This window comes from Pseudomonas sp. HPB0071, from assembly GCF_000478505.2.
Taxonomy (GTDB): Bacteria; Pseudomonadota; Gammaproteobacteria; order Pseudomonadales; family Pseudomonadaceae; genus Chryseomonas; species Chryseomonas luteola.
Map to the genome: position 1 here is coordinate 717,031 of NZ_KI517367.1, position 21,844 is coordinate 738,874.

Below are 21,844 nucleotides of genomic sequence, written 5' to 3' on the forward strand. Positions count from 1 at the left end.
TCTAACCGCTTACCTCCTCTGATGATGTGCACCACTTTCAGGCATGATCAGACGGGAAGGCCCTGTTTCGGAGCGTTTCCATACTTGGAAAGTGTTTCGAAAGGCCCCATTCATTAGGGCTGAAAAATAACGCAATACATTAAGAATAGGTGACAAGACCGTTTAGGCCTTATATAAATAGGGCTTAGCCTGATGGCCGTTCAGTAATCTTTTCAACTTGGCCATCGACTCGTGCGGTCAGTAGCAATACACGCTCGCCCTGAGCGTGTATCAACCGCCTTGACTACAACAAATAGTGAAGATTTAAATAAAGTGACGAAAGAAGAACTTCGCGCCGAACTGGAACGCCAGGCCCAGCGCTTTCAAAACATCTATGGTGGTGAAATCACCACATACGCGGCTCAATCGACTCCTGACCGTAAACCCTGGCGGAAACGTCCCAGCGTCATGGACAAGGTCTACGAAGCGGAAGTGCAGAAGATCGCTGAACAAAAAGCTCATTCCGAGCAGGACGTTCATGAACAGGAAGCCTGACCGGCACCTGTTGTCTACCAAGACTACGAAGGCGCTCGCCGTCAGGTGATCACCTCACTTAATGATAAAAGAGGCATTGTCATGCCTCTTTTATCATTGCCTTCACACTAATCCTTTTGCCGACATACCACTTGAGCTGACGGCTACTCGACCTATTTCTATTTCCTTTAACCCGCCTGAATTCCCTGTCAGGGCTATCCAGGCAGACTCGAAGGAAAAGAATCAGTGCTGATGATGATGCTCATGGGCGTCAGGCGCGTCATCCTGAACAGCCACTTGTACTTCAATATTGCCTGCCTTCTCGAAATGCAGCGTCAGCGGAAAACGCTGCCCTGCAACCAGAGGCTGCTTGAGCCCGACCAACATCAGGTGATTACCCTGAGGCTCCAGGCGCAACTCGGCACCGGACACGATCTCGGCCCCCTGCTCCATATGGCGCATACCCATCATCCCATCCTTGTTGATAGTGGTGTGCAGTTCAGCACTAGCCGCGACAGGCGAATCAGCGCTTAACAGCCGATCCGCCTGCTTACCATGATTGTGCACGACAAAGTAAACCGCTCCGGTGGGCACCCCGGGAGGCGTAGCGCGTGACCAAGGATGATCAATATGCAGCTGACCCATTTCATACTCATGTGCCATGGCATAGGGCGTGAGAAGCAGTGCAGCAACAAGACTCAACAAAATACGCATAAAAATACCTTACAGGCGTCAGACGCCAGCGTGAACAAACAGAATTACCGTGCCGTCGAGGCACCTAAAATATCGAGTTGCTCAAACACCTGCAGGCGGCGCCCGGGTCATGGCCCCTATAAAAACGGGCAGCCGCGCAAAGCCCCGTGCAGCCAGGCCCAGGTACACCGGGCTGTCATACAGTGTGCGTGGCGGACGCATGACGAATTCAGATGAAAGCGGCGGATTATTGAACAGCAGATCGCAATAGCCGCATTTCTCCCAGACATACACCCAGTGTGGTGTCTGTGTAATCTGCAAGGTATTCGATACAGACGGCTGCTTGTCCAGAGAATGGGTCATGCCATCGTGATGATGCTCATGTCTGTGGACGTGATGGGCTGCCAGAGCCTGGGACACCACCGGTGCGACAAAGGCCATGGCCATGGCAAACAAGCCAAGCCAGGCAAAACGTCGCGGGCGCCTCTGCGGTATCACGTATCAGCTTCCAGTTTCAGTGAGTCCTTATGGTCGCATGTTTGATATTCCCAAGCGACCAGACATCCGAACCATCGCTCGGACACCCTTTACGCGCATCAAAAAATAATCCAACAAACCTCTATTTTTTAAATTTTTATTGCTTTAAAAAGCGTCTGACGATGATTTATACCAATTTTTTAAACATGCTTGCCATTCAAGGCATTCCTCACTAGTGTTGAGGGTATGACTACTTCACATACCCTCATCCTGCTACGGCAACACGCCTGCCTGCGTCTGGTCAGTCCGCGACTGCGACCCTGAACTCGACACACATCGAATTCACTTGCCGCAGTGCTTTCTAGCGCCATGACCGGCAATTCAACTATGGCGCCGCTCTTACGGTCGCGGAAAGAAACAAGAACTAAAGGATTATTCTCATGGCCATGCTCAAAGATCCGTCCAAGAAATACCGTGCATTTCCCACTATCGACCTGCCCAACCGCACCTGGCCGTCCAAGACCATTACCGAAGCGCCCATCTGGCTAAGTTCGGACCTGCGTGATGGAAACCAGTCTCTGATCGAGCCAATGGACAGCGAGAAGAAAATGCGTTTCTTCAAGACGCTGGTGCAGGTAGGCGTAAAGGAAATCGAGGTAGGCTTCCCATCAGCCTCGCAGACCGATTTTGATTTTGTCCGTGAGCTGATCGAAAACGGCCACATTCCGGATGACGTTACCATTCAGGTATTGACCCAGGCGCGGGAGGACTTGATCGAGCGCACCTTCGAGTCGTTGAAAGGTGCCAAGCAGGCAATCGTGCACTACTACAATGCCTGCGCGCCCAGCTTCCGTCGCATCGTCTTCAACCAGGACAAGGAAGGCGTCAAGGCGATTGCCGTCAATGCTGGTCGTGTCATCAAGCGCCTAGCTGATGCCAATCCGCAGACGCAATGGCGTTTCGAGTACTCACCTGAGGTATTCAGCTCCACGGAAACGGATTTTGCCGTCGAAGTATGCAATGCCGTGATCGACGTTTTCCAGCCGACCCCACAGAACCGCCTGATCCTCAACCTGCCCGCCACCATCGAGGCGGCCACGCCAAATGTCTATGCGGATCAGATCGAGTGGTTCTGCCGTCATGTCAATCGTCGCGACAGCGTGCTTGTCAGCCTCCATACTCATAACGACCGCGGTACTGGCGTTGCAGCCAGCGAGCTGGGCCTGATGGCAGGCGCTGATCGTGTCGAGGGCTGCCTGTTCGGCAATGGCGAGCGCACCGGCAACGTGGACCTTGTGACACTGGCTTTGAATCTTTATACCCAGGGAGTCGATCCCAAACTGGATTTCTCCGACATCGATGCCGTACGCAAGGTGGTCGAGGAATGCAATCAGTTGCCGGTTCATCCCCGCCATCCCTACGTGGGTGATCTGGTGCACACCGCGTTTTCGGGCTCACACCAGGATGCCATCCGCAAAGGTTTCGTCCAGCAGAAGCCGGACACCCTATGGGAAGTGCCCTACCTGCCGATCGACCCCGCCGACATTGGTCGCAGCTACGAGGCGGTCATCCGGGTTAACAGCCAGTCCGGCAAGGGTGGTATCACCTATCTGCTTGAGCAGGAATATGGCATTACCTTGCCGCGTCGGATGCAGATCGAATTCAGCCAGGTCGTTCAGAAGGAAACCGATCGCCTGGGGCTGGAAATGACGGCACAGCAGATTTACGACTTGCTTGATAACGAGTATCTGAAGGCCGTTTCGCCTTACCAGCTCAAGCGTCACCGTTTGCAGGAAGAGAACGGTATCAGCGCGGTCAACGTTGAAGTCATGGCCAAGGGTGAAACCCAGCATTGGCAAGGCACCGGCAATGGCTCACTGGAGGCGCTGGTGTCAGCTCTACCGGTCCAGATCGAAGTCATGGATTATCATGAGCACGCTATTGGTGCAGGCGCCAATGCCAAGGCGGCGGCTTATATCGAGGTTCGCCTGGACGGTGGCCGCCCGTTGCATGGCATCGGCATCGACGAAAACCTGACAACCGCCAGCTTCCGCGCACTTTTTAGTGCCCTGAACCGCGCCGTTTCCCAGACACAGTAACGCCTTTGGCCCCGGTCAATGACCGGGGCCCCACCCTTTCGCTCCTCCTTCCTTACGCCCGCGTCCAGAACGATCCCTGCTCACTCTAGTCACACCTCCTTTGAGGTCTGTTCGCCGCTTGGCAGCGGACGGTCCTATCGTCGTTAAAAGGAGAACACCATGAGCACACGTCAACTCGGTCAATCCGGCCTGCACGTTTCTCCACTTGCCTTGGGTGGGAACGTATTCGGCTGGACGCTTGATGAAGCCAAGTCGTTCACTCTACTTGATGGGCTGGTCGACCACGGGCTCAACTTCATCGATACGGCTGACGTCTACGAGCGCTGGGTACCCGGCAATCAGGGCGGTGAGTCGGAAACCATCATTGGCAACTGGTTGAAGAAGAGCGGTAAACGCGACCAGATCGTTCTGGCTACCAAGGTCGGTATGGATATGGGGAACGGTAAGAAAGGTTTACGCGCCGACTATATTCAGCGGGCCGTAGAGGACTCCCTCAAGCGCCTGCAAACCGATCATATCGACCTGTATCAGGCCCATATCGACGATTCTGATACGCCTCTGGAAGAAACCCTGCAGGCCTTGGCCAAACTGGTCGAGCAAGGCAAGGTCCGCGCTATCGGCGCATCCAACTACAGTGCCGAACGCCTACGCGAAGCGCATCAGATCGCCCAGCGTCTTGGGATTCCGGGCTATATCAGTCTTCAGCCGCACTACAACCTCTACGATCGCGAGGACTATGAAAAGAATCTTGAGCCTGTGGTACAGGAATTGGGGCTGGGTGTGATCAGCTACTACTCATTGGCCAGCGGCTTTCTGACCGGTAAGTACCGCACCAAGGATGATATCAAGGGTGCCCGCAGCGATTCCGTGAAGAAATACATGACCGAGCGAGGCGTTACGATTCTGTCAGCTCTGGACGAAGTGGCCGAGGAGTATGACGCGACCCCAGCTCGTGTGGCCCTTGCCTGGCTCATGGCACGTCCCAGCGTCACGGCCCCCATTGCCAGCGCCACCTCGCTTGACCAGCTCAAGGAGTTGGCAGAGGCCACCCGCCTTCAGTTGAGTGCCGAAGATATCAGCACGCTGGATCACGCCAGCGCGTACTGATATTTGGCGCTTCGAAAGACGTCGCGTTCTATTTCCTGGCTCAGGTCTCCCTGCGGTAGCGCCGCAGGGAGACCCTGTCGTGTCTGTTCTTTAGCTAACGAAGCGAAAGCTTTCGCTCTAGAACAAGGTCTTAGCGAACGTCTTTTTACTGTAATGGTCCATTCATGGGCACAGGGAGAGAACATCTGAACGCATGAGCCTGCATTATCCTTTTTACCCACAATGCTCATGTCGGTGGTTTCAGACGGTTCTTATAAGAAGCCGAACGGAGGAAGCTCCATCGTGCATATTGCTGATATGACCATGTTTTATGCACCTGCCAGCGGCGGTGTGCGCACCTATATTGATGCCAAACACCGCCGTCTACGTCGTTATCCTGGGGTTCAGCACAGTGTGCTTGTTCCAGGAGAAAGCTATCGACAAAACGGCGGAATCTACGAGATTCCATCGCCCCCCCTACCCTTTGGAAAGGGCTACCGCTTTCCAGTCCGACGCGGCCCGTGGCGCAACGTACTGCACGAGCTGCAACCTGATCTGATTGAAGTGGGCGACCCCTATATGACAGCCTGGGCAGCACTGGACGCAGGTCGCCGGCTGGACGTGCCCGTTATCGGTTTCTATCACTCCGACCTTCCGCTTCTGGCCAGTAACCGGCTCGGCACCTGGTTCGGCAGCAACATGAGCACCTACATCGCGCGCCTGTACCGCAGCTTTGATCGTGTCCTGGCACCCAGCAAGGTCATGGTCGAAAAGCTTGAGCGCATGGGCGTGAGCAATGTATATGTGCAGCCGTTAGGGGTGGATCTTGAAACGTTCCATCCATCCTTGCGAGACCCACATCTCAAGCGCGAGCTCGGATTGGATGAGTCTACTCGTCTGATGGTGTTTGCCGGTCGCGGTTCACGGGAAAAGAATCTGCCCATCCTGCTGGAAACTGCTCGTCAGTTGGGCAAGCCCTATCACCTGCTGTTAGTGGGCTCGAATATGCCCAGCCATGTACCGGACAACGTTACGGTCATGAATGGCTTTCGCCCGGCATCCGAAGTTGCACGCCTGGTCGCCAGTTGCGACGTGCTGCTGCACGCAGGGCATCAGGAGACTTTTGGCCTGGTGGCGCTCGAGGCCATGGCCTGTGGTATTCCGGTTGTTGCCGTCAAGGCAGGTGCCCTGGCAGAAATCGTTCCCTTCAATACCGGACGCCTTTGCCAACCCCATGATCCAGCTTCCATGGCGGCCACCGTACGCGAGCTCTTCGAGGACGACGCTCGTCTCGTGGGCCGTCAGGCCCGCCAACATGTAGAGGCCCATCATGCCTGGGATACAGTAGTCGCGGGTCTGCTCTCTCACTATCATGCCGTGCTGGGTACGTCTGAAATGCCGGTAGCTGCACATGGTTGAACGCAATGTCATGCTGGTGCTACATGATGTGGCACCAGAAACCTGGAAAGATTATCAGCCCTTTGTGGAGGCGGTAGACGCACTGGGCAATGTGCCCATGACGCTGTTGGTCGTTCCCGATTTCCATCATCGTAACCCGATCGATCAGCATCCAGCCTTCATCAAAGTCATGGATCAGCGTCTGGCTCGCGGCGATGAACTGGCACTTCATGGCCACTTCCACTGTGATGATGCCCCAGCGCCCACGAATCCGCGTGACTGGTTCATGCGCAGGGTTTACACCTACGAGGGTGAGTTCTACACCCTCGATGAAGCACAGGCCCGTGAGCGTCTTGAGAAAGGCATTGCGCTGTTTGAGCGCTTTGGCTGGTCTCTGCATGGGTTTGTGGCGCCAGCCTGGTTGATGAGCGAAGGAACACGTCGTGCCCTGAGCCAGACCGACTTACGGTATACCAGCGATCCTCAGCATTTTTATCTGCTGCCTGACCATCGCCAGGTAGAAGCGCCTGGGTTGGTATGGAGTGCCAGAAGCCCATGGCGAAGAGGCATGTCCTGGCTTATGAGCGAGCAAGCCGCTCGCCGTCATCGATCAGCGCCCCTGCTTCGCCTGGGGCTACACCCTGTCGATATGCGACATGAATTTTCCAGAGCCTATTGGCTGGGGCTACTTAAACGCCTGATGGCAGAAGGACGCACCCCCATCAATAAAATCGATTGGCTCAACCGGCATTATTTCAACGAGCGTCTCGCGGCATGAGCCGTGGTGTATGGCTGCTGCTCAGTGCATTGCTGGCAGCAGCACTCATTCCCCTTCTATTAGGCGGCACCGGGCTACTAGGCAAGCTACGGGACTTTCCACTTGATCTGCTGCTGCTCATGCTGGGCATGATAGTGCTGTGCTGGAACGTCAATGCGGTTCGCCTGCGCCTGCTACTCAGACGCCTGCATCGCACTACTCACCTTCGCTCCCTGGGCATTGTGATGGCAACCGAATTTGCCATTTGCGCCACGCCTGGCGGTGCAGGCGGTCCGTTTACCATGATGGCGCTTCTTGCACGCCGCGGCGTACGACCGGCACAAGCCACCGCAGTCTTTGCAGTGGACCATATCAGCGATCTACTGTTTTTCGTCTGTGCGCTGATCGGCATCCTGATTTATGCCCTCTTCCATGCGCTGAATCCCCACGTAGGTTTGCTGCTGGGAGGCACGGCTGCCCTGATGACAGGAATTATCGTCCTGCTGTTCGGATTGGCACGCTTTCATCGCGCCGTTTTGCGCAGCAATGGACGAATCATGAAGCGCCTGGGCGTAAAACAGTCACGACGCCTGCGCTGGGGACGCAAGGTACTGCGCTTTCGCAATGCCTTGAAGGAAAGCTTGCGGATGCCTCACTCCACTCTGGCGGCGGTGTTTGGCCTGACAGCCCTGCATTGGTTGCTACGTAACAGCATCTTGTATATCACGCTGGTCGGTCTGGGAGCCGTCATTCCTTGGGCGTGGACCTTTCTGATACAGATGCTGGCCCTGACCGCTGGACAGGCAAGCCTGCTGCCCGGCGGCGCTGGAGGTGCGGAGTTGGCATCAGGTGCGCTGCTTACACCCATGGTGGGCAAGTCGACAGCAGCGGCAGCTATTCTGATCTGGCGAGCCGTGACGTACTACTTCTATCTCATAGCAGGCGCCCCGGTGTTCATTCACCTGGCGGGACGTCCCTTGCTTAATCGCCTGATTCGCTTTCGCCAGACGTAGAGCCAGCCAAGAGATTCTGCCAGAGCTCAGCGGCACCCGGAAAATCGGTGCCGCTGTCTTCATTGAGCGCATCCGGGTCGTAGCGCTGCGTACATCCCTCCCCCAGGACGGGAGGAGGAAAAGCCACTGCACGCTCGAAAGGATCGCTCATAAGACCTCAGGACCTATCAGTTGAAGACGACCGTCTTGTTGCCATGTACCAGCACACGGTCTTCCAGGTGATAGCGCAGACCACGCGACAGCACCATCTTTTCAACATCCTTGCCCAGACGCACCATGTCCTCGACATTGTCACGATGGGTGATACGCACCACATCTTGCTCGATGATCGGACCAGCATCCAGCTCCTCAGTCACGAAGTGACAGGTTGCCCCGATCAGTTTTACGCCCCGCTTGGCGGCCTGGTGGTAAGGCTTGGCCCCCACGAAGGACGGCAGAAAGCTGTGATGGATATTGATGACCTGATGCGCATAGCGCTGGCACAGATCCGGCGGCAGGATCTGCATGTAACGCGCCAGCACCACAGTATCGGCCTGATGCTCATCGATCAGCCGGGAGACCTCGGCAAAGGCGGGCTGCTTGTCAGTCGGGTCGACCGGCACATGGAAATAAGGAATACCATGCCATTCGACCATGCTGCGCAATGCATCATGATTGGAAATAACACAGGGAATTTCACAATCCAGTTCGCCACTGTGCCAGCGATGAAGCAAGTCTGCCAAACAATGGGATTCGCGGCTGGCCATAAGTACCACACGCTTTTTAACCGCAGAGTCGGTAATGCGCCACTGCATGGAGAACTCTTTGGCTATTGGCGCAAACGCCTGATAAAAACCCTTTAAATCGAAGGGTAAAGAATCGGCGCGTATTTCGTGACGCATAAAGAACCAGCCACTCTCGGTATCAGAGTGGTGGCTGGCTTCACTAATCCAACCATTGTAAGTCGCCAGGAAGTTACTTACCTTGGCCACTATACCTACGCCGTCCGGGCAGGCAATCACCAGACGAAAAGTGCGCATAGAACAACCTCGAAAAAACGGAGGCCGCCATTCTAGCCTTGCGCACGGAAAACTTCAGCTTCCATCGACTTGCGGCGACGAATATCGCGCCTGAGTTTTAATGTTAGTTGAACATTATCAACCTTATTAACTTGTTTTATGCTTGCAAAAAGTTAATAGTAGGTTTACTTGTTGTTACGCCAACACTATCATTAAAAAAAGACCAGCCCTTGCATTGCAGGTAAATGTATGTCCCTTATCAATGAATACCGTGCCACTGAAGAAGCTATTAAAGAGCTGCAGGAGCGCCTGCGTAATCTTTCCCAAGACGATAAACTGAAAAAAGAACTGGAATTCGAAGAAAAGCTGCGCGCATTGATGGGTGAATACTCCAAGTCCCTGCGTGACATCATCGCTATTCTTGACACTGATGCCAAAAACACTCGTGGCACTCGCGGTAATGCCAAGAGCACTCAAGGCAGCGGTACCAAACGTGCACGTAAAGTAAAGCAATACAAGAACCCGCATACGGGTGAAGTTATCGAAACCAAAGGCGGCAACCACAAGACTCTGAAAGAGTGGAAAGCCAAGTGGGGCGCCGATGATGTCGAGAGCTGGGCCACCCTGCTCGACTGATATCCGTCAGTTAGATAAAAAACGCCAGCAATGCTGGCGTTTTTTATAGGTGTTTAAAAGGTTTTAAACTCCGAATCGAGTTCTCAACTGCTGCGCATGTACCCGCCATGTATTGAGCAGGGCTTGCTGTGATTCGCTGGCAGTCTGCACCAGTGCATGCAAGGCTTCCTCAAAAGAGGACAGTGTATTGGGTGCGCCCAATTCACTATTGATCAAACGATCACGGCAGAATGAATGCCAACGCCCTTGCTCCTCAGCCGTCAAAGTATGGGAAAAGTTTCGGGCCCGATAACGGAAGTAAAGTTCGGGCAAACGTTCGTCTGTGAATAACCACCTTTTATCTACCAACTTAATAGGGTCACAGCTTCGAATCTCATCACATAAGCGTCTATCGCTCTCACATATAAAGCCATTGTACAGCTGCTGTTCAGGATCAAAGACTGCATTCTCAGCCTTTATTTGATAAAGCTGCGACAATTTGTCTCGCCATATTTTTGCCTTACTTTGTAAAAGAGCTGCACGTTGCTTGTACATCTGCATATTTATTTGCAGTCTTTCCTGATCCTGCTCTCTTAGAACAGCCAAAGGTGCCAACACCGGGCATCGGTTTATCTGGATAAGTTTAAGCGGTACTGGCAGTTCGTCATTGGCCAACAAGTCCTCACGCCGGGTATAGAGTTTTTGATGTAGCGTTTGAACGTCCAGCTCTAATATAGGGTTTGGGTCAAAGTGAAGATCACAGACAACTAAGGCATTACGGTTATGAGGATGCCAGCAAAGCGGCAATACAATGGAAAGAAAATTACGCTCGGCTGAAAACCGTCCCGAAACGTGGACTAGCGGTTTAAGTAGCTTAATGTGCTCCAACACTGAACGTTTGTGTCTGAGCTGATACAAGAAATGATACAGCCGTGGCTGCCGGTCACGTACCAGCCGAGCGAGCTGTATCGTAGCGTGTACATCCGACAGAGCATCATGTGCCTGACCATGCTCTAAGTCGTTGGCCTGGGAAAGACGCTCAAGCTTCAAGGTCACCCGCCCCTCATCCTGAGGCCACTCGATGCCCTCCGGCCGCAAGGCATAGGCCGCACGTAGCAAATCGATCAGATCCCAGCGGGTATTGCCGCCCTGCCATTCCCGCGCATACGGATCGTAGAAATTTCGATACAGGCTATGCCGTGTCACTTCATCATCAAAGCGCAGCGTGTTGTAACCAGCCGTACATGTACCCGGCTGGCTTATATGAGCATGCAGGTGGGCCATAAAGGTGGCCTCGGGAAGCCCCTCGCGTTCGAGGCGCTCAGGCGTAATGCCGGTAATCAGGCAGGCAGCCGGATGCGGCAGGATATCGTCGCCCAAGCGGCAATACAGGTTGAGCGGCTCGCCAACAATGTTAAGGTCCTCATCCGTTCGCAAGCCGGCCACCTGTAGCGGGCGATCGCAGCGTGGATTGGTTCCTGTGGTTTCGAAGTCATACCAGAATATGGTGCGGCTCACGACAAAGCTCTCCTAGCTATCAGCGCCTCGAGTCGAGCACTCTGGATTTTTCAGTTGCCTATACGCCTGATGGGTCGCTAGGCTTATCATGTCGCAGGCTGCGACCGTATGTATGTCATTGAATTCATGATACCCATGGATTCCAAGCCGTGCGTCAGGATAGCCAAGCTGCGTTAACGTGCACAGACGCACCAAGCGTGGGTGATGACCTTATCAAAGGAGTGATAATGTGCTGAAGCGCTTGCCTGCCGACTGGTTATTTTTGTCGTTCCAGTCTGCGTAGGGGTTCTCATCCAATGACACTGTGTGAACACCGAGCAACCTCTTGTGCCGACCCACACTAGAGAAGGCTCACCTGTACCCATGCCACTTCCACTCGATACGCTGTTACGCGTCGAAACCCCGGAAGCCATCGACCTGATGTTGCGTCCTGCCAGCGTCATACCTCGCGCCCTGGCGTATGCCATCGACCTGGCTATTCGAGGCGCTATCATGGCGCTTGCCTACCTTGTGCTCGGCTTTCTGGGCCATGTCGGGGTTGGCTTGATCGCGCTGCTGACTTTTCTGATCAGCTGGTGGTACATGGTGCTGTTTGAAGTGCTCAACCAGGGCCGCTCACCAGGCAAGCAGCTCATGAAACTGCGCGTTTTGAATGATGATGGCACCCCGGTGGGCTGGTCCGGCTCGCTGCTACGCAATCTGTTGCGTGTCGTGGATCTTCTCCCCTTCGGCTATGCCATGGGTATCCTGAGCAGCCTGCTGCATCCCAGCTTCAAACGCTTGGGAGATCTGGTGGCAGGCACCCTGGTCGTTCACCAAGAGCAACCACACGAGCGCTTTACCTTACAGGGCGTCATTCCATTGTCCCCCCCGTTTGCGCTGGGGTTAATAGAGCAGCAGGCCATTCTCTCGTTTGCCGAGCGTCAGAACGGGTTGTCTCTATCCCGTCGAGACGAGCTGGCCGCACTACTGGCAGAGCCTCTGGGGGTAGACCGCAGCGAAGCCACTGAGCGCCTGAACCGAATTGCACAAGCCCTGCTAGGGGCTCACGTATGAGGCAGACGCCTTTCGAACAGCGCTACCAGGCTGAGTGGGCTCGCTTCAGTGAGCAGTTGTCTGCGCTGGAAAAACGCACCCCGACTTCAACGCTCGAACACAGCAAGGCATTTGTTGCTAGCTACCGTCGTCTGTGCCAGCACTTGGCACTTGCTCAGGCACGTGGCTACAGCCCCCAGCTGATTGAGCACCTGCATCAACTGACGCTGCGTGGCCACCAGCTCATCTATCGCCATCCGGGCAATATTCGGCAGCGATTGCTCGGCTTCCTGCTGGCAGACTTTCCTCAACTGGTCCGGGCAGAATGGCGCCTGGTCGCTGTAGCAAGCGCCCTCTTCTATGGCAGCCTTCTGGTAATGGGTTTGCTGGTCTACTACACCCCTGATCTGGTCTATAGCCTGCTAGACCCTGCCCAAGTTGCCAATATGGAAAGCATGTACAGGCCGGATGCCGAGCGCATAGGAGCCTTGCCCGAGCGGGCCAGCAGTCAGGACTGGCAAATGTTCGGCTATTACATTCGCAACAATATAGGAATCGCCTTTCAGACATTTGCAGGCGGGTTGCTGTATGGCCTGGGGACACTGTTCTTTCTGCTGTTCAATGGGCTTAACATCGGTGCGGTGGCAGGTTACCTGACGCAACTGGGCTCAGGCTCTACCTTCTGGCCCTTCGTGGTAGGGCACGGCGCATTTGAGCTGACAGCGATTACGCTGGCCGGCTCGGCAGGCCTGAAGCTGGGCTGGGCGCTGGTGGCGCCGGGCCGGCTGCGCCGCAGCGATGCCCTGCGACATGCTGCCAAACCCTGTGTTGGCATGATTGCCGGTGTCTTTGTACTGTTAACGTTGGCCGCCTTTGTCGAGGCCTATTGGTCCTCAAGCGCTGCACTCAGCCCTACCCTCAAGTACAGCGCAGGTGCGCTGTTGTGGCTGGCCGTTGGAGGTTATTTCGGGCTGGCAGGAAGAAATCGACATGCGCCTGAGTGAAAGCCAGGCGGTTATCCGCCCCCGTAGCCCTTGGGAAGCTCTGGATCTTGGCGTGAGACTCGCCCGTGAACACCTGCATATCTTGATGACCAGCTGGGCACTGCTCACCCTTCCTGTTCTGGCCCTGTTGAGCGCCGCCCTCTGGAATTATCCGTCTATCGTCATGCTGGTTTTCTGGTGGTTGAAGCCACTGTTCGAGCGGCTACCCCTGCATATTCTGTCCCGTGCGCTCTTTGGCGAAACGATTACGGCCAGACAAGCGCTGATGGCTTATCCACGGTTGCTGAGTGTACAGCTGCTGCCCAGCCTTCTATGGAGACGTTTTACGCCCAAGCGCAGCTTTCTATTACCCGTACAGCAGCTTGAAGGCCTGTCCGGCGCATCACGTCAGGCTCGTGTTCGGGTCCTGACGCAACAAGATACACGGGCCGCCTTCTGGTTGACCCTTACCGGTGCGCACATTGAAATGGCCCTTTATCTCGGTCTTCTGGGCCTGATTTATCTCTTCATTCCCCCGCAGATCGTCGAGCAACTCGATTGGCTCAAACTGATCGATGTTGAGGCTCATGGCCTGCTCTGGGTGGAGCACCTTACAAATTTGCTATATGCACTGGTTCTGCTTGTATGGGAGCCCGTGTATGTGGCGTGCGGCTTCAGTCTTTATCTGAACCGGCGTACAGCGCTGGAAGCCTGGGACATTGAGCTGGCCTTTCGACGCCTGCGCCAGCGCCTGACAGGTGCGATACCCATGCTGCTTGTGATCGGAGCCATGAGCGCTTTGCTTTCGCCGCCGCCCGTCCTGGCAGATGAGCCGTCAGCTGCAGCGATCTGCCCACTGCCACCTCAGGAAGCAGCCGGCCCGGATGCGCCTCGCCTGCTGAACCAGCCCCTGAACAGTCAGGTTGCCCGGCAGCACATCGGCGTCATACTGGCGAGCCCGCCCTTCAGGAATGAGCGCACCCAGTTGGAATGGCACGTCGGCCAGCAGGACAAAAACAAGGCCTCGGTGACGTCATCCAATGGCCTCCACTGGCGGGACCTCGAAACACTTATTGCTCATGCGGCCCGCTTCATTGAGATCCTGTTATGGACGTTACTGATTGCAGGGCTTGGCGTGCTACTCTGCCGTTACCGCGTCTGGCTAACCCTCTTTACCCGGCGAATCGCCACCAAACCTGCCAGACCTGTCGACACGCCTCGTCAGCTGTTTGGTCTGGAAGTCGCCCCGATCAGTTTACCTTCCGATATCCCTGGCGAAGCCGAGCGCCTCTGGCAACACGACCCTCGCAGCGCACTGGGGTTGCTTTATCGAGGCCTGCTGAGCCGTCTTTTGCATGACTTTCATCTGCCCTTGAAGGAGGCGCATACCGAAGGCGAAATCCTTGAGCTTGGCAGATCAATACCCAACGCCGATGTGGTCGGTTATCTGCATGATGTGACGACCCAATGGCAGGCGCTTGCCTATGGCCATCGCATGCCTTCCCAGAAAACGCTTCAGGCGTTCTGTCACCAATGGCGTCATCTGTTTGGTCCGCAGGTGTCTGCATGACGCGTCGGCATTCGCTGTGGATTATTCTGATGGTGGCCGTCCTGCTGCTGACCGGGTTGTGGGCCTGGAAGTACATCACCTTGGCAGAGACCCTGAAAGATGCAGGGCCCAGTCCGGAAGCCCGGAACAACCCCTATCTGGCTGCAGAGCGCTTTCTAAAGGAACGGTCCATTATCGTTCAGCACAGTGACTCCTTTTCGGTGCTGAATGGGCTGCCTTCGACAGGCCACACGTTGCTGCTGCTCGCAGAGCGAGACCGTATGTCACCTGCCCAAAGTCAGCAGGTTCTGGACTGGGCCAGCCGAGGCGGACATGTCGTCTTTGTAGCCGAGCAACTGTGGGATGAGCAGAGCAAGAAAAGTGGTGACTTCCTGCTTGACGCCATCGGAGTGCAGCAGTTGCTGACGCGCGACCTGGAGGATGAGGAGACGGATCAGCAGGACGCTGAACCCGCTCCTGCCGAAAAGTGGGCGCCGTTGACCAAGCTTTATCTGGAAAACGAACAGGAGCCAGCCTATATCGGTTTCGATGACGAGTTTCATCTGTACGACTCCAGGAATCTGGCCCAGTCCTGGGCCAACAGCGAAGCCGCTACGCACATGATGCAGCTGCCATGGGGCAACGGTTTGATTACCGTCATGACGGACCCCTGGATCTGGCAAAACGCCCATATAGGCGAATATGACAATGCCTGGCTGCTCTGGTATATCACCCAGGACAGTGACGTCACGCTGCTATACCGCGCCGACAAGGAAAGCCTTGTTACGCTCATGGCACGCTACTTTCCTGAAACGCTGGCCGCCGCAGCCCTGCTTCTGGCGCTCTGGCTGTGGCAGTCAGCGCAGCGCCTGGGACCCCAGCTACCAAGTCCCGCCACCGGGCGCCGTCAGCTGAGTGAGCACCTGCGAGCCAGCGCCGAATTCATTCGCCGACATGCTGGGCTGGCCAGCCTGATCACGTTGTTGCAGAAAGATATTCAGCAGCACGCCCGACGCCGTCATCCCGGCTTCGAACGCCTCCCTGTTGCCGAGCAATGGCAGCTTCTAGGCCGCCTGGCTCGTTTGTCTGCGCATGAGATCAGCCAGAGCATGCGTCCGCTGGCATCAGAGAAACTGTCTCCAATCGACTTCACGCGCCGCGTTGCACATCTGCAACGCATCAGGAAGGCACTATGACTCGCGGTGCACTCCCCTCGCGGCCTACTCAAGGAAATACGCCATGACCGAGCCTACTGCGACTCCCACGCCCCCTGATCATACGGCACAGCGTCAACGCGCCAGCAGCCTCGCTCAATCGCTGCGGCAAGCCCTCAACAAGGCATTGATAGGCCAGAGCACAGTAATTGATGATGTCCTGACCGCCCTGCTGGCTGGGGGGCATGTCTTGATCGAAGGTGCACCCGGACTGGGCAAAACCCTGCTGGTTCGCGCGCTGGCTCGCTGTTTCGAAGGCAGTTTTGCACGTATTCAGTTCACGCCGGACCTCATGCCCAGCGACATCACAGGTCATGCCATCTATGACCTAGCGACGGAGCAGTTCAAGCTGCGCAAGGGACCTGCCTTTACCAACCTTTTGCTGGCCGACGAGATCAACCGTGCGCCAGCAAAAACCCAGGCGGCACTGCTTGAAGTCATGCAGGAGCGGCAAATTACATTGGAAGGCCGAGCGCTGCCGGTTCCTCAACCCTTCATGGTATTAGCCACCCAAAACCCGATAGAACAGGAAGGCACTTATCCGCTGCCAGAGGCGGAACTGGACCGTTTCATGTTCAAGCTCTATATCGACTATCCCGGCGAAGAAGACGAACGTGCCCTGGTCAGACAGGTCACTCGCTCCACACGCAGCGACATGTTGGATGTCACGCCTCTGCGTCCAATACTGCAAGCCAAGGAAATCATGGCCATGCAAAAGATTGCAGCGGACCTGCCGGTGGACGACCAAGTGCTGGATTATGCCGTGCGGCTGGCGCGCTCAACCCGTAACTGGCCCGGCATCATGCTGGGCGCCGGGCCACGTGCCTCTATCGCCCTGCTCCGCGGCGCGCGTGCGCGAGCCCTGCTGCGGGGTGGCGAGTTCGTTCTGCCCGATGACGTGAAGCAGTGTGCCCTGCCCGTTTTGCGCCACCGGATTAGACTGTCGGCAGAACTTGAAATCGACGGCATTACGGTTGATCAGGTGCTGCGGCAGATCATTGATCAATCCCCAGCCCCTCGCCTCTAATTCGCGCCTTTATGAAGCCCTCCAGACGTTTTCTGCTGATCCTGACCGGACTGCTTGGGACAGCACTGATCCTCGGTACGCTCGAGGCGCTGGGCCTCTCCGTGGCTGACACGCTACATACCGTCTGGTGGGGCGCTTTGCTGGCGCTTTTGCTGATGGCCGGAGGCGATGCTGTCAGTACCTATCGACGCGCCCCTCCCATCCTGAAGCGTACGCTGCCCGGGCAGTTATCATTGGGACGCTGGAGCGACGTTCAGCTTACGCTGTATCATTCCTATCCCCGCGAATGCTCCGTCACGCTGTTCGACCATATTCCCGCCTCCGTGGCCTACGAGCATCTACCGCTGGAGATGACTCTAAAGCCCGGCCAGCAGACCGAGGCGCACTACCGAATCAGGCCTCTGGAGCGAGGGCATATCCGCTTTCCGGCCTGTGATTGTATCCTGCCCAGCCCACTGGGATTCTGGCAGCGCCGTTACCGGCTGGAGCACCCTGGAGACGCACGGGTCTACCCGGACTTTGCCCGTCTTTATAGCTCATCGCCTCTGGCGGGCGAGCAATGGCTAGGTCAACTGGGTGTCAGGCAGAAACCTCGACGAGGCCTGGGGCTCGAGTTTCATCAGCTGCGAGAGTTTCGCCAGGGCGATACGTTGCGGCAGATGGACTGGAAAGCCACGGCACGCAAGAAAATGCCCATCGCCCGCGAATATCAGGAGGAACGGGACCAGCAGATCCTGCTGCTCCTGGACTGCGGCAGGCGTATGCGTAGCCAGGACGGTGAGCTGTCGCATTTCGACCAGGCTCTGGATGCGTGCCTGCTTCTGGCCCACGTTGCCCTTCGCCAGGGCGATGCCGTAGGTATCAGCACCTTTGCTCATGAGCAACCACGGCACGTGGCGCCTGCCAAAGGCCATGGGCAGCTGGGCCGGCTGCTCAATGCCGTTTATGATCTCAAGCCTACACTGACCCCTGCCGATTACAGTTCAGCCGCCCAGCAGCTTCTCAGCCGCCAGCGTCGCCGTGCACTGATCGTTCTGGTCACCAACCTGCGTGATGAAGACGACGATGATCTAAGGCTTGCCCTTGGCCATCTCGGTCGCCAGCACCGCATGCTGATTGCCAGCCTGCGTGAAGATATCCTGGATACGAAGATGCAGCAGGCGGTAGAAACCTACGAGGAGGCGCTGGAATATTGTGGGGCCATGGATTACCGCCAGGCCAGGGAGTCGCTGCACGAGCGCCTGTCGGCCCAGAGTGTTGCGCTCATCGATACACGTCCGGCCGCCGTGGGCCCTGAGCTGGTCAATCAGTATCTCACCTGGAAACGTGCCGGAACCCTCTGACTAAGCCTTGCAGCGTTCGTCTGCCTAAACGGACTGCTGCATGGGGTGAAAGCTGAAATAGTTACGCAGCGATTCCACCAGCTCGGTGAACTCATGCGGTGGCGCCGAGATCGAGAAGCCTGAATCGTAATACCCTGGCGTTACGTCTTCCCGGCTCCACTGACAGTTGGCATCAAAGTCAATGAAGTGCAACTGCCCGTCCTGACCCGGCACCTTCAAACGCAATTCGAATCTGGCCCCAACCAGCAGCGGTAGCTGGCTAATGAGCAACATCCCGTCCAGGGAAATATTACCCAGATAGCCCATGGGCCTGTCAGTGAAACGATTGAACACCTTCAGAAAGTACGGTAACTGATGGCGCTCGATATGACGATTCTGTTTCATGGACCCATCCCGGAAGTCACTGCAGTCTGATGCCGCTCCAGTCGGCACCCATCAGACCACAAGCATAACCAGAAGCATGCGAAAGGGCATCTTTACTTGGCCAGCACCGGCTTGAGCGGCTGTGGCTGAACGATTACCGGTCTGGAACCATCGAGCCCCAGTTGGGTGAGCGTATCGATTCTGGCCCGGGCCCGGTACGCATACTCGCTGCTGGGGTAACGCCTCTCGATGAAGCGATAGGTTTCCACCGCATCGACATACAAACGCTGCCGCTCAAGGCATTGACCACGCAGCATGGAAATCTCCGGCTGAACCCACGGGCGAGCCCGGCTCTTGCGTTCGGCCTGGGACAGCTCCAGCATGACCTGATCGCAGTCACCTTCAGTATAGGCATCGTAAGCCTTGTCCATGTGACGATTCATGGACGCACCCGTACAGCCGGCCAGCGACACGACGACGAGCGAAAATAAGATATGACGCATGATTGATCCTCCGTTGCCGGGTTATCGGCAGGCTCGTCCAGGCCTGAAGCGCAGCTCACCGGTTAATTCAAGCATTACTTTTTCAGGATTGCCGCACGGAGATGAAACCTTTCATGTGCCTGGACGCTCAGCAAGGCTACAATGCACAGTAGCCTTTGAAGCCAAACGTCAGATTCGGCCCGTTTCATTGCCGATCACGGTTGAAACCATCTGAAAGGAAAACCTGAATGATTTATCGCCGTACCAAAATCGTTGCCACCCTTGGCCCAGCCAGCAATTCGCCTGAGGTGCTCGAGCAGCTCATCATTGCTGGTATCGATGTGGCCCGCCTGAACTTTTCTCACGGAACCCCGGATGAACACCGTGCACGGGGTCAGCTGGTACGCGAACTGGCTGCCAAGCATGGCCGTCATGTGGCCTTGCTGGGCGATCTTCAGGGTCCCAAGATCCGTATCGCCAAATTCACTGACAAGCGCATCCAGCTCAAGGAAGGCGACACCTTCCGTCTGTCCACGGCCCATCCACGTGATGCTGGCACCCAGGAGGTCGTTGGTATCGACTATCCGGGCCTCGTGACCGATTGCCATGTCGGCGATGAGCTGCTGCTCGATGATGGCCGCGTGGTACTACGCGTCGAAGGCGTAACGGCCAATGAATTACACACCGTCGTTTTGATCGGCGGCCCGCTGTCGGACCACAAGGGCATCAACCGTCGCGGCGGCGGTCTGACCGCACCGGCCCTGACTGACAAGGATCGCGAAGACATCAAGCTTGCCAGCTCCATGGAAGTAGACTACCTGGCGGTGTCCTTCCCACGTGATGCGGCAGATATGCACGAAGCCCGTCGCCTGTTGGAAGAAGCCGGTGGCAAGGCCTGGCTGGTGGCCAAGATCGAGCGCGCCGAAGCTGTAGCCAATGACGAAGCACTGGACGGTCTGATTCAGGCCAGTGACGCAGTCATGGTGGCCCGTGGTGACCTGGGCGTCGAGATCGGCGATGCCGAACTTGTAGGCATCCAGAAACGCATCATTTCCCATGCCCGTCGCTTTAACAAAGCGGTTATCACGGCTACGCAAATGATGGAGTCGATGATTACCAACCCGATGCCGACACGCGCCGAAGTGTCTGACGTTGCCAACGCCGTACTCGATAACACCGACGCCGTGATGCTGTCCGCCGAGACGGCTGCCGGTGCGTACCCGGTTGAGGCCGTCAAGGCGATGGCCCGCATCTGTATCGGTGCTGAAAAGCAGCCTACCAGCAAGCTGTCCAGCCATCGCCTGGGGCAAACCTTTACCCGTTGGGACGAAAGTATCGCACTGGCGTCCATCTATGTGGCTAACCACTTCCCGGGCGTGAAGGCCATCATCAGCCTGACCGACAGCGGTTATACCCCGTTGATCATGTCTCGCCTACGATCCTCCGTTCCAATCTTCTCGTTTGCTTCATCCCGCATAACACAGGCGCGCACCGTACTATTCCGCAACGTCTATACCATTCCGTTCGATCCCAAGTCGATGCCGGCTGACAAAGTCAGCCAGAATGCCGTAGACGAACTGCTCAAGCGCGGCATCGTGGAGCGTGGCGATTGGGTCATCCTGACCAAGGGCGACAGCTACACCAAGCGTGACGGCACCAACACCATGAAGATGTACCGTGTCGGTGATCTGCTCGTCTGATTATTGCTCACAAAAAAGCCGCCTTCGGGCGGCTTTTTAATGCTAGAGAGCCTTGGACACAAAGGTCTCTGTCAGCAGTTGTCCCCGCGGAAGCCCTGCCATGAATAATCGACGGGACACAGCCTCAACAAATGCCGGACTGCCACAAGCCAACGCGACCGTACGCCGACTGGATAGCCGCAAAGTCTTGAGCCACGGCTCCCACCCCTTTTCATCCAGGTACTCGACATTCAGAGTGCGTTGCTCGGCGGCCAATCTATCCAATGCTGGCCTTAGGTAATGCCCAGACGCCGCGCGCGCGCGGTGTACTACCGTGATCGGCCCAGCATGCTCCTGATCCAGCGCTTCACGAAGAATGCCCCAAAGCGGCGCCAATCCTGAGCCGGAGCCAAGTAGCAGCAACGGAGAATCGGGTTGTTCCGCCGGATAGTGCAGCGCACTGGGATTCAATGCCCCCAGGCACAATCGATCACCCGGCTTTATTACGCGTGCGGCAGTGCTGAACTGGCCCGGACGGCTGCAATCGATGTGAAACTCAAGCCAAGGTACCTCGCCAGGCAAACTGGCTATGGAATAGGAGCGAGCAATACCGTTGAGCCAGAGCCCTACGGACTGCCCCGGTCGATAACGTACGGACCGCTCCGGCTGCATACGTAAACGAACCACATCTGCACCTAGCCAATCGACAGCCGTCAGCGTCGCAGGAATCCCATCTTCCTCAGGGTTGAAGATCGATACCCGAACATCACCTACAATACGGCATTGGCAGGCCAGCCGCCATCCTTCGGCTCGCCGTTCAGGAGGCAGCGCTTCCGGCTGCGCGTCTGCAACATGCCCCTCAAGGCACCGAACCAGACATGCGTGACAACTGCCCGCCCGACAGCTGAAAGGCACCGCCAGGCCTACGTCGAGCAGGCTGTCGAGCAGAGTGCGATCCGACTCGACTGTCCAGACCGATGCCCCTACCTCAAGCTTAGGCAT

22 protein-coding genes are annotated in these 21,844 nt (G+C 56.3%); 14 read left to right on the forward strand and 8 right to left on the reverse strand.

The features are described from left to right. Positions 1–312 precede the first annotated feature (312 nt). Positions 313–534 carry a hypothetical protein gene (locus tag HMPREF1487_RS03650; RefSeq protein ID WP_037029664.1) on the forward strand — a complete coding sequence of 74 codons (222 nt, stop codon included), beginning with the start codon at positions 313–315 and terminating at the stop codon, positions 532–534. Between the two features lie 222 nt (positions 535–756). On the opposite strand, the gene HMPREF1487_RS03655 is transcribed toward HMPREF1487_RS03650, so the two are convergent. Both HMPREF1487_RS03655 and HMPREF1487_RS03660 read right to left on the reverse strand, forming a co-directional pair. Beyond that, entirely contained in the window at positions 757–1,227 is a 471-nt protein-coding gene (locus HMPREF1487_RS03655) for a copper chaperone PCu(A)C (RefSeq protein ID WP_010795242.1), read from the reverse strand. Between the two features lie 81 nt (positions 1,228–1,308). After that, the gene (locus tag HMPREF1487_RS03660) at positions 1,309–1,704 is read right to left on the reverse strand and encodes a DUF2946 domain-containing protein (protein ID WP_010795243.1); all 396 of its coding nucleotides are present in this window, start codon (positions 1,702–1,704) and stop codon (positions 1,309–1,311) included. 419 nt (positions 1,705–2,123) lie between these two features. Here HMPREF1487_RS03660 and leuA point away from each other — a divergent pair, with 419 nt between their 5' ends. The 5 genes from leuA (at position 2,124) to HMPREF1487_RS03685 (ending at position 8,036) form a co-directional block, all read left to right on the forward strand. Then, positions 2,124–3,782: a 2-isopropylmalate synthase gene (gene leuA, locus HMPREF1487_RS03665; RefSeq protein WP_010795244.1), complete on the forward strand. Its 1,659-nt coding sequence runs from the start codon at positions 2,124–2,126 to the stop codon at positions 3,780–3,782. A gap of 159 nt (positions 3,783–3,941) precedes the next feature. Further along, complete coding sequence (locus HMPREF1487_RS03670; protein ID WP_010795245.1) at positions 3,942–4,889, forward strand: aldo/keto reductase; 948 nt, start codon at positions 3,942–3,944, stop codon at positions 4,887–4,889. 282 nt (positions 4,890–5,171) lie between these two features. Further along, positions 5,172–6,287: an N-acetylglucosaminyl phosphatidylglycerol synthase gene (locus tag HMPREF1487_RS03675; protein ID WP_010795246.1), complete on the forward strand. Its 1,116-nt coding sequence runs from the start codon at positions 5,172–5,174 to the stop codon at positions 6,285–6,287. Continuing rightward, positions 6,280–7,044: an N-acetylglucosaminyl phosphatidylglycerol deacetylase gene (locus HMPREF1487_RS03680; protein ID WP_010795247.1), complete on the forward strand. Its 765-nt coding sequence runs from the start codon at positions 6,280–6,282 to the stop codon at positions 7,042–7,044. The genes HMPREF1487_RS03675 and HMPREF1487_RS03680 overlap by 8 nt, the downstream gene beginning before the upstream one ends. Then, positions 7,041–8,036 carry a glucosaminyl phosphatidylglycerol flippase gene (locus tag HMPREF1487_RS03685; protein ID WP_010795248.1) on the forward strand — a complete coding sequence of 332 codons (996 nt, stop codon included), beginning with the start codon at positions 7,041–7,043 and terminating at the stop codon, positions 8,034–8,036. Before HMPREF1487_RS03680 ends, HMPREF1487_RS03685 begins: the two co-directional genes overlap by 4 nt. Here the strand turns inward: HMPREF1487_RS03685 and HMPREF1487_RS03690 are convergent. Together HMPREF1487_RS03690 and purU are read right to left on the reverse strand one after the other, a co-directional pair. Further along, entirely contained in the window at positions 8,005–8,187 is a 183-nt protein-coding gene (locus tag HMPREF1487_RS03690) for a hypothetical protein (protein ID WP_010795249.1), read from the reverse strand. The genes HMPREF1487_RS03685 and HMPREF1487_RS03690 overlap by 32 nt on opposite strands. A gap of 16 nt (positions 8,188–8,203) precedes the next feature. Continuing rightward, the gene (purU, locus tag HMPREF1487_RS03695) at positions 8,204–9,055 is read right to left on the reverse strand and encodes a formyltetrahydrofolate deformylase (protein WP_010795250.1); all 852 of its coding nucleotides are present in this window, start codon (positions 9,053–9,055) and stop codon (positions 8,204–8,206) included. 228 nt (positions 9,056–9,283) lie between these two features. Between purU and mvaT the strand changes: the two genes are divergently transcribed. Continuing rightward, a complete protein-coding gene (gene mvaT / locus HMPREF1487_RS03700; RefSeq protein WP_010795251.1) occupies positions 9,284–9,670 on the forward strand; it encodes a histone-like nucleoid-structuring protein MvaT in 387 nt (128 codons plus the stop codon). Positions 9,671–9,733: 63 nt separating this feature from the next. Here mvaT and sbcB read toward each other — a convergent pair whose 3' ends face one another. Further along, the gene (gene sbcB / locus HMPREF1487_RS03705) at positions 9,734–11,167 is read right to left on the reverse strand and encodes an exodeoxyribonuclease I (RefSeq protein WP_010795252.1); all 1,434 of its coding nucleotides are present in this window, start codon (positions 11,165–11,167) and stop codon (positions 9,734–9,736) included. Between the two features lie 363 nt (positions 11,168–11,530). Here sbcB and HMPREF1487_RS03710 point away from each other — a divergent pair, with 363 nt between their 5' ends. From HMPREF1487_RS03710 to HMPREF1487_RS03735, 6 genes are read left to right on the forward strand one after another with little or no spacing between them, the layout of a single operon-like run. After that, positions 11,531–12,223 carry an RDD family protein gene (locus HMPREF1487_RS03710; RefSeq protein WP_010795253.1) on the forward strand — a complete coding sequence of 231 codons (693 nt, stop codon included), beginning with the start codon at positions 11,531–11,533 and terminating at the stop codon, positions 12,221–12,223. Further along, positions 12,220–13,206: a stage II sporulation protein M gene (locus HMPREF1487_RS03715; RefSeq protein ID WP_010795254.1), complete on the forward strand. Its 987-nt coding sequence runs from the start codon at positions 12,220–12,222 to the stop codon at positions 13,204–13,206. Before HMPREF1487_RS03710 ends, HMPREF1487_RS03715 begins: the two co-directional genes overlap by 4 nt. Further along, positions 13,193–14,755, forward strand: coding sequence for a DUF4129 domain-containing protein (locus tag HMPREF1487_RS03720; protein ID WP_010795255.1), 1,563 nt, complete (start codon positions 13,193–13,195; stop codon positions 14,753–14,755). Before HMPREF1487_RS03715 ends, HMPREF1487_RS03720 begins: the two co-directional genes overlap by 14 nt. After that, positions 14,752–15,930 (forward strand): DUF4350 domain-containing protein, encoded by a 1,179-nt coding sequence (locus HMPREF1487_RS03725; protein WP_010795256.1) that lies wholly within the window; start codon positions 14,752–14,754, stop codon positions 15,928–15,930. Before HMPREF1487_RS03720 ends, HMPREF1487_RS03725 begins: the two co-directional genes overlap by 4 nt. Before the next feature lie 43 nt (positions 15,931–15,973). Further along, positions 15,974–16,975 (forward strand): AAA family ATPase, encoded by a 1,002-nt coding sequence (locus HMPREF1487_RS03730; protein ID WP_010795257.1) that lies wholly within the window; start codon positions 15,974–15,976, stop codon positions 16,973–16,975. An 11-nt stretch (positions 16,976–16,986) separates the two neighbouring features. Further along, a complete protein-coding gene (locus HMPREF1487_RS03735) occupies positions 16,987–18,318 on the forward strand; it encodes a DUF58 domain-containing protein (RefSeq protein ID WP_010795258.1) in 1,332 nt (443 codons plus the stop codon). A gap of 24 nt (positions 18,319–18,342) precedes the next feature. Here the strand turns inward: HMPREF1487_RS03735 and HMPREF1487_RS03740 are convergent, their stop codons facing one another. Continuing rightward, a complete protein-coding gene (locus HMPREF1487_RS03740; RefSeq protein ID WP_010795259.1) occupies positions 18,343–18,702 on the reverse strand; it encodes a PilZ domain-containing protein in 360 nt (119 codons plus the stop codon). A gap of 92 nt (positions 18,703–18,794) precedes the next feature. After that, positions 18,795–19,184, reverse strand: coding sequence for a tetratricopeptide repeat protein (locus HMPREF1487_RS03745; protein WP_010795260.1), 390 nt, complete (start codon positions 19,182–19,184; stop codon positions 18,795–18,797). 227 nt (positions 19,185–19,411) lie between these two features. Between HMPREF1487_RS03745 and pyk the strand changes: the two genes are divergently transcribed. Beyond that, positions 19,412–20,863: a pyruvate kinase gene (pyk, locus tag HMPREF1487_RS03755; RefSeq protein ID WP_010795261.1), complete on the forward strand. Its 1,452-nt coding sequence runs from the start codon at positions 19,412–19,414 to the stop codon at positions 20,861–20,863. Between the two features lie 42 nt (positions 20,864–20,905). Here pyk and HMPREF1487_RS03760 read toward each other — a convergent pair whose 3' ends face one another. Beyond that, positions 20,906–21,844 (reverse strand): iron-sulfur-binding ferredoxin reductase, encoded by a 939-nt coding sequence (locus tag HMPREF1487_RS03760; protein ID WP_010795262.1) that lies wholly within the window; start codon positions 21,842–21,844, stop codon positions 20,906–20,908.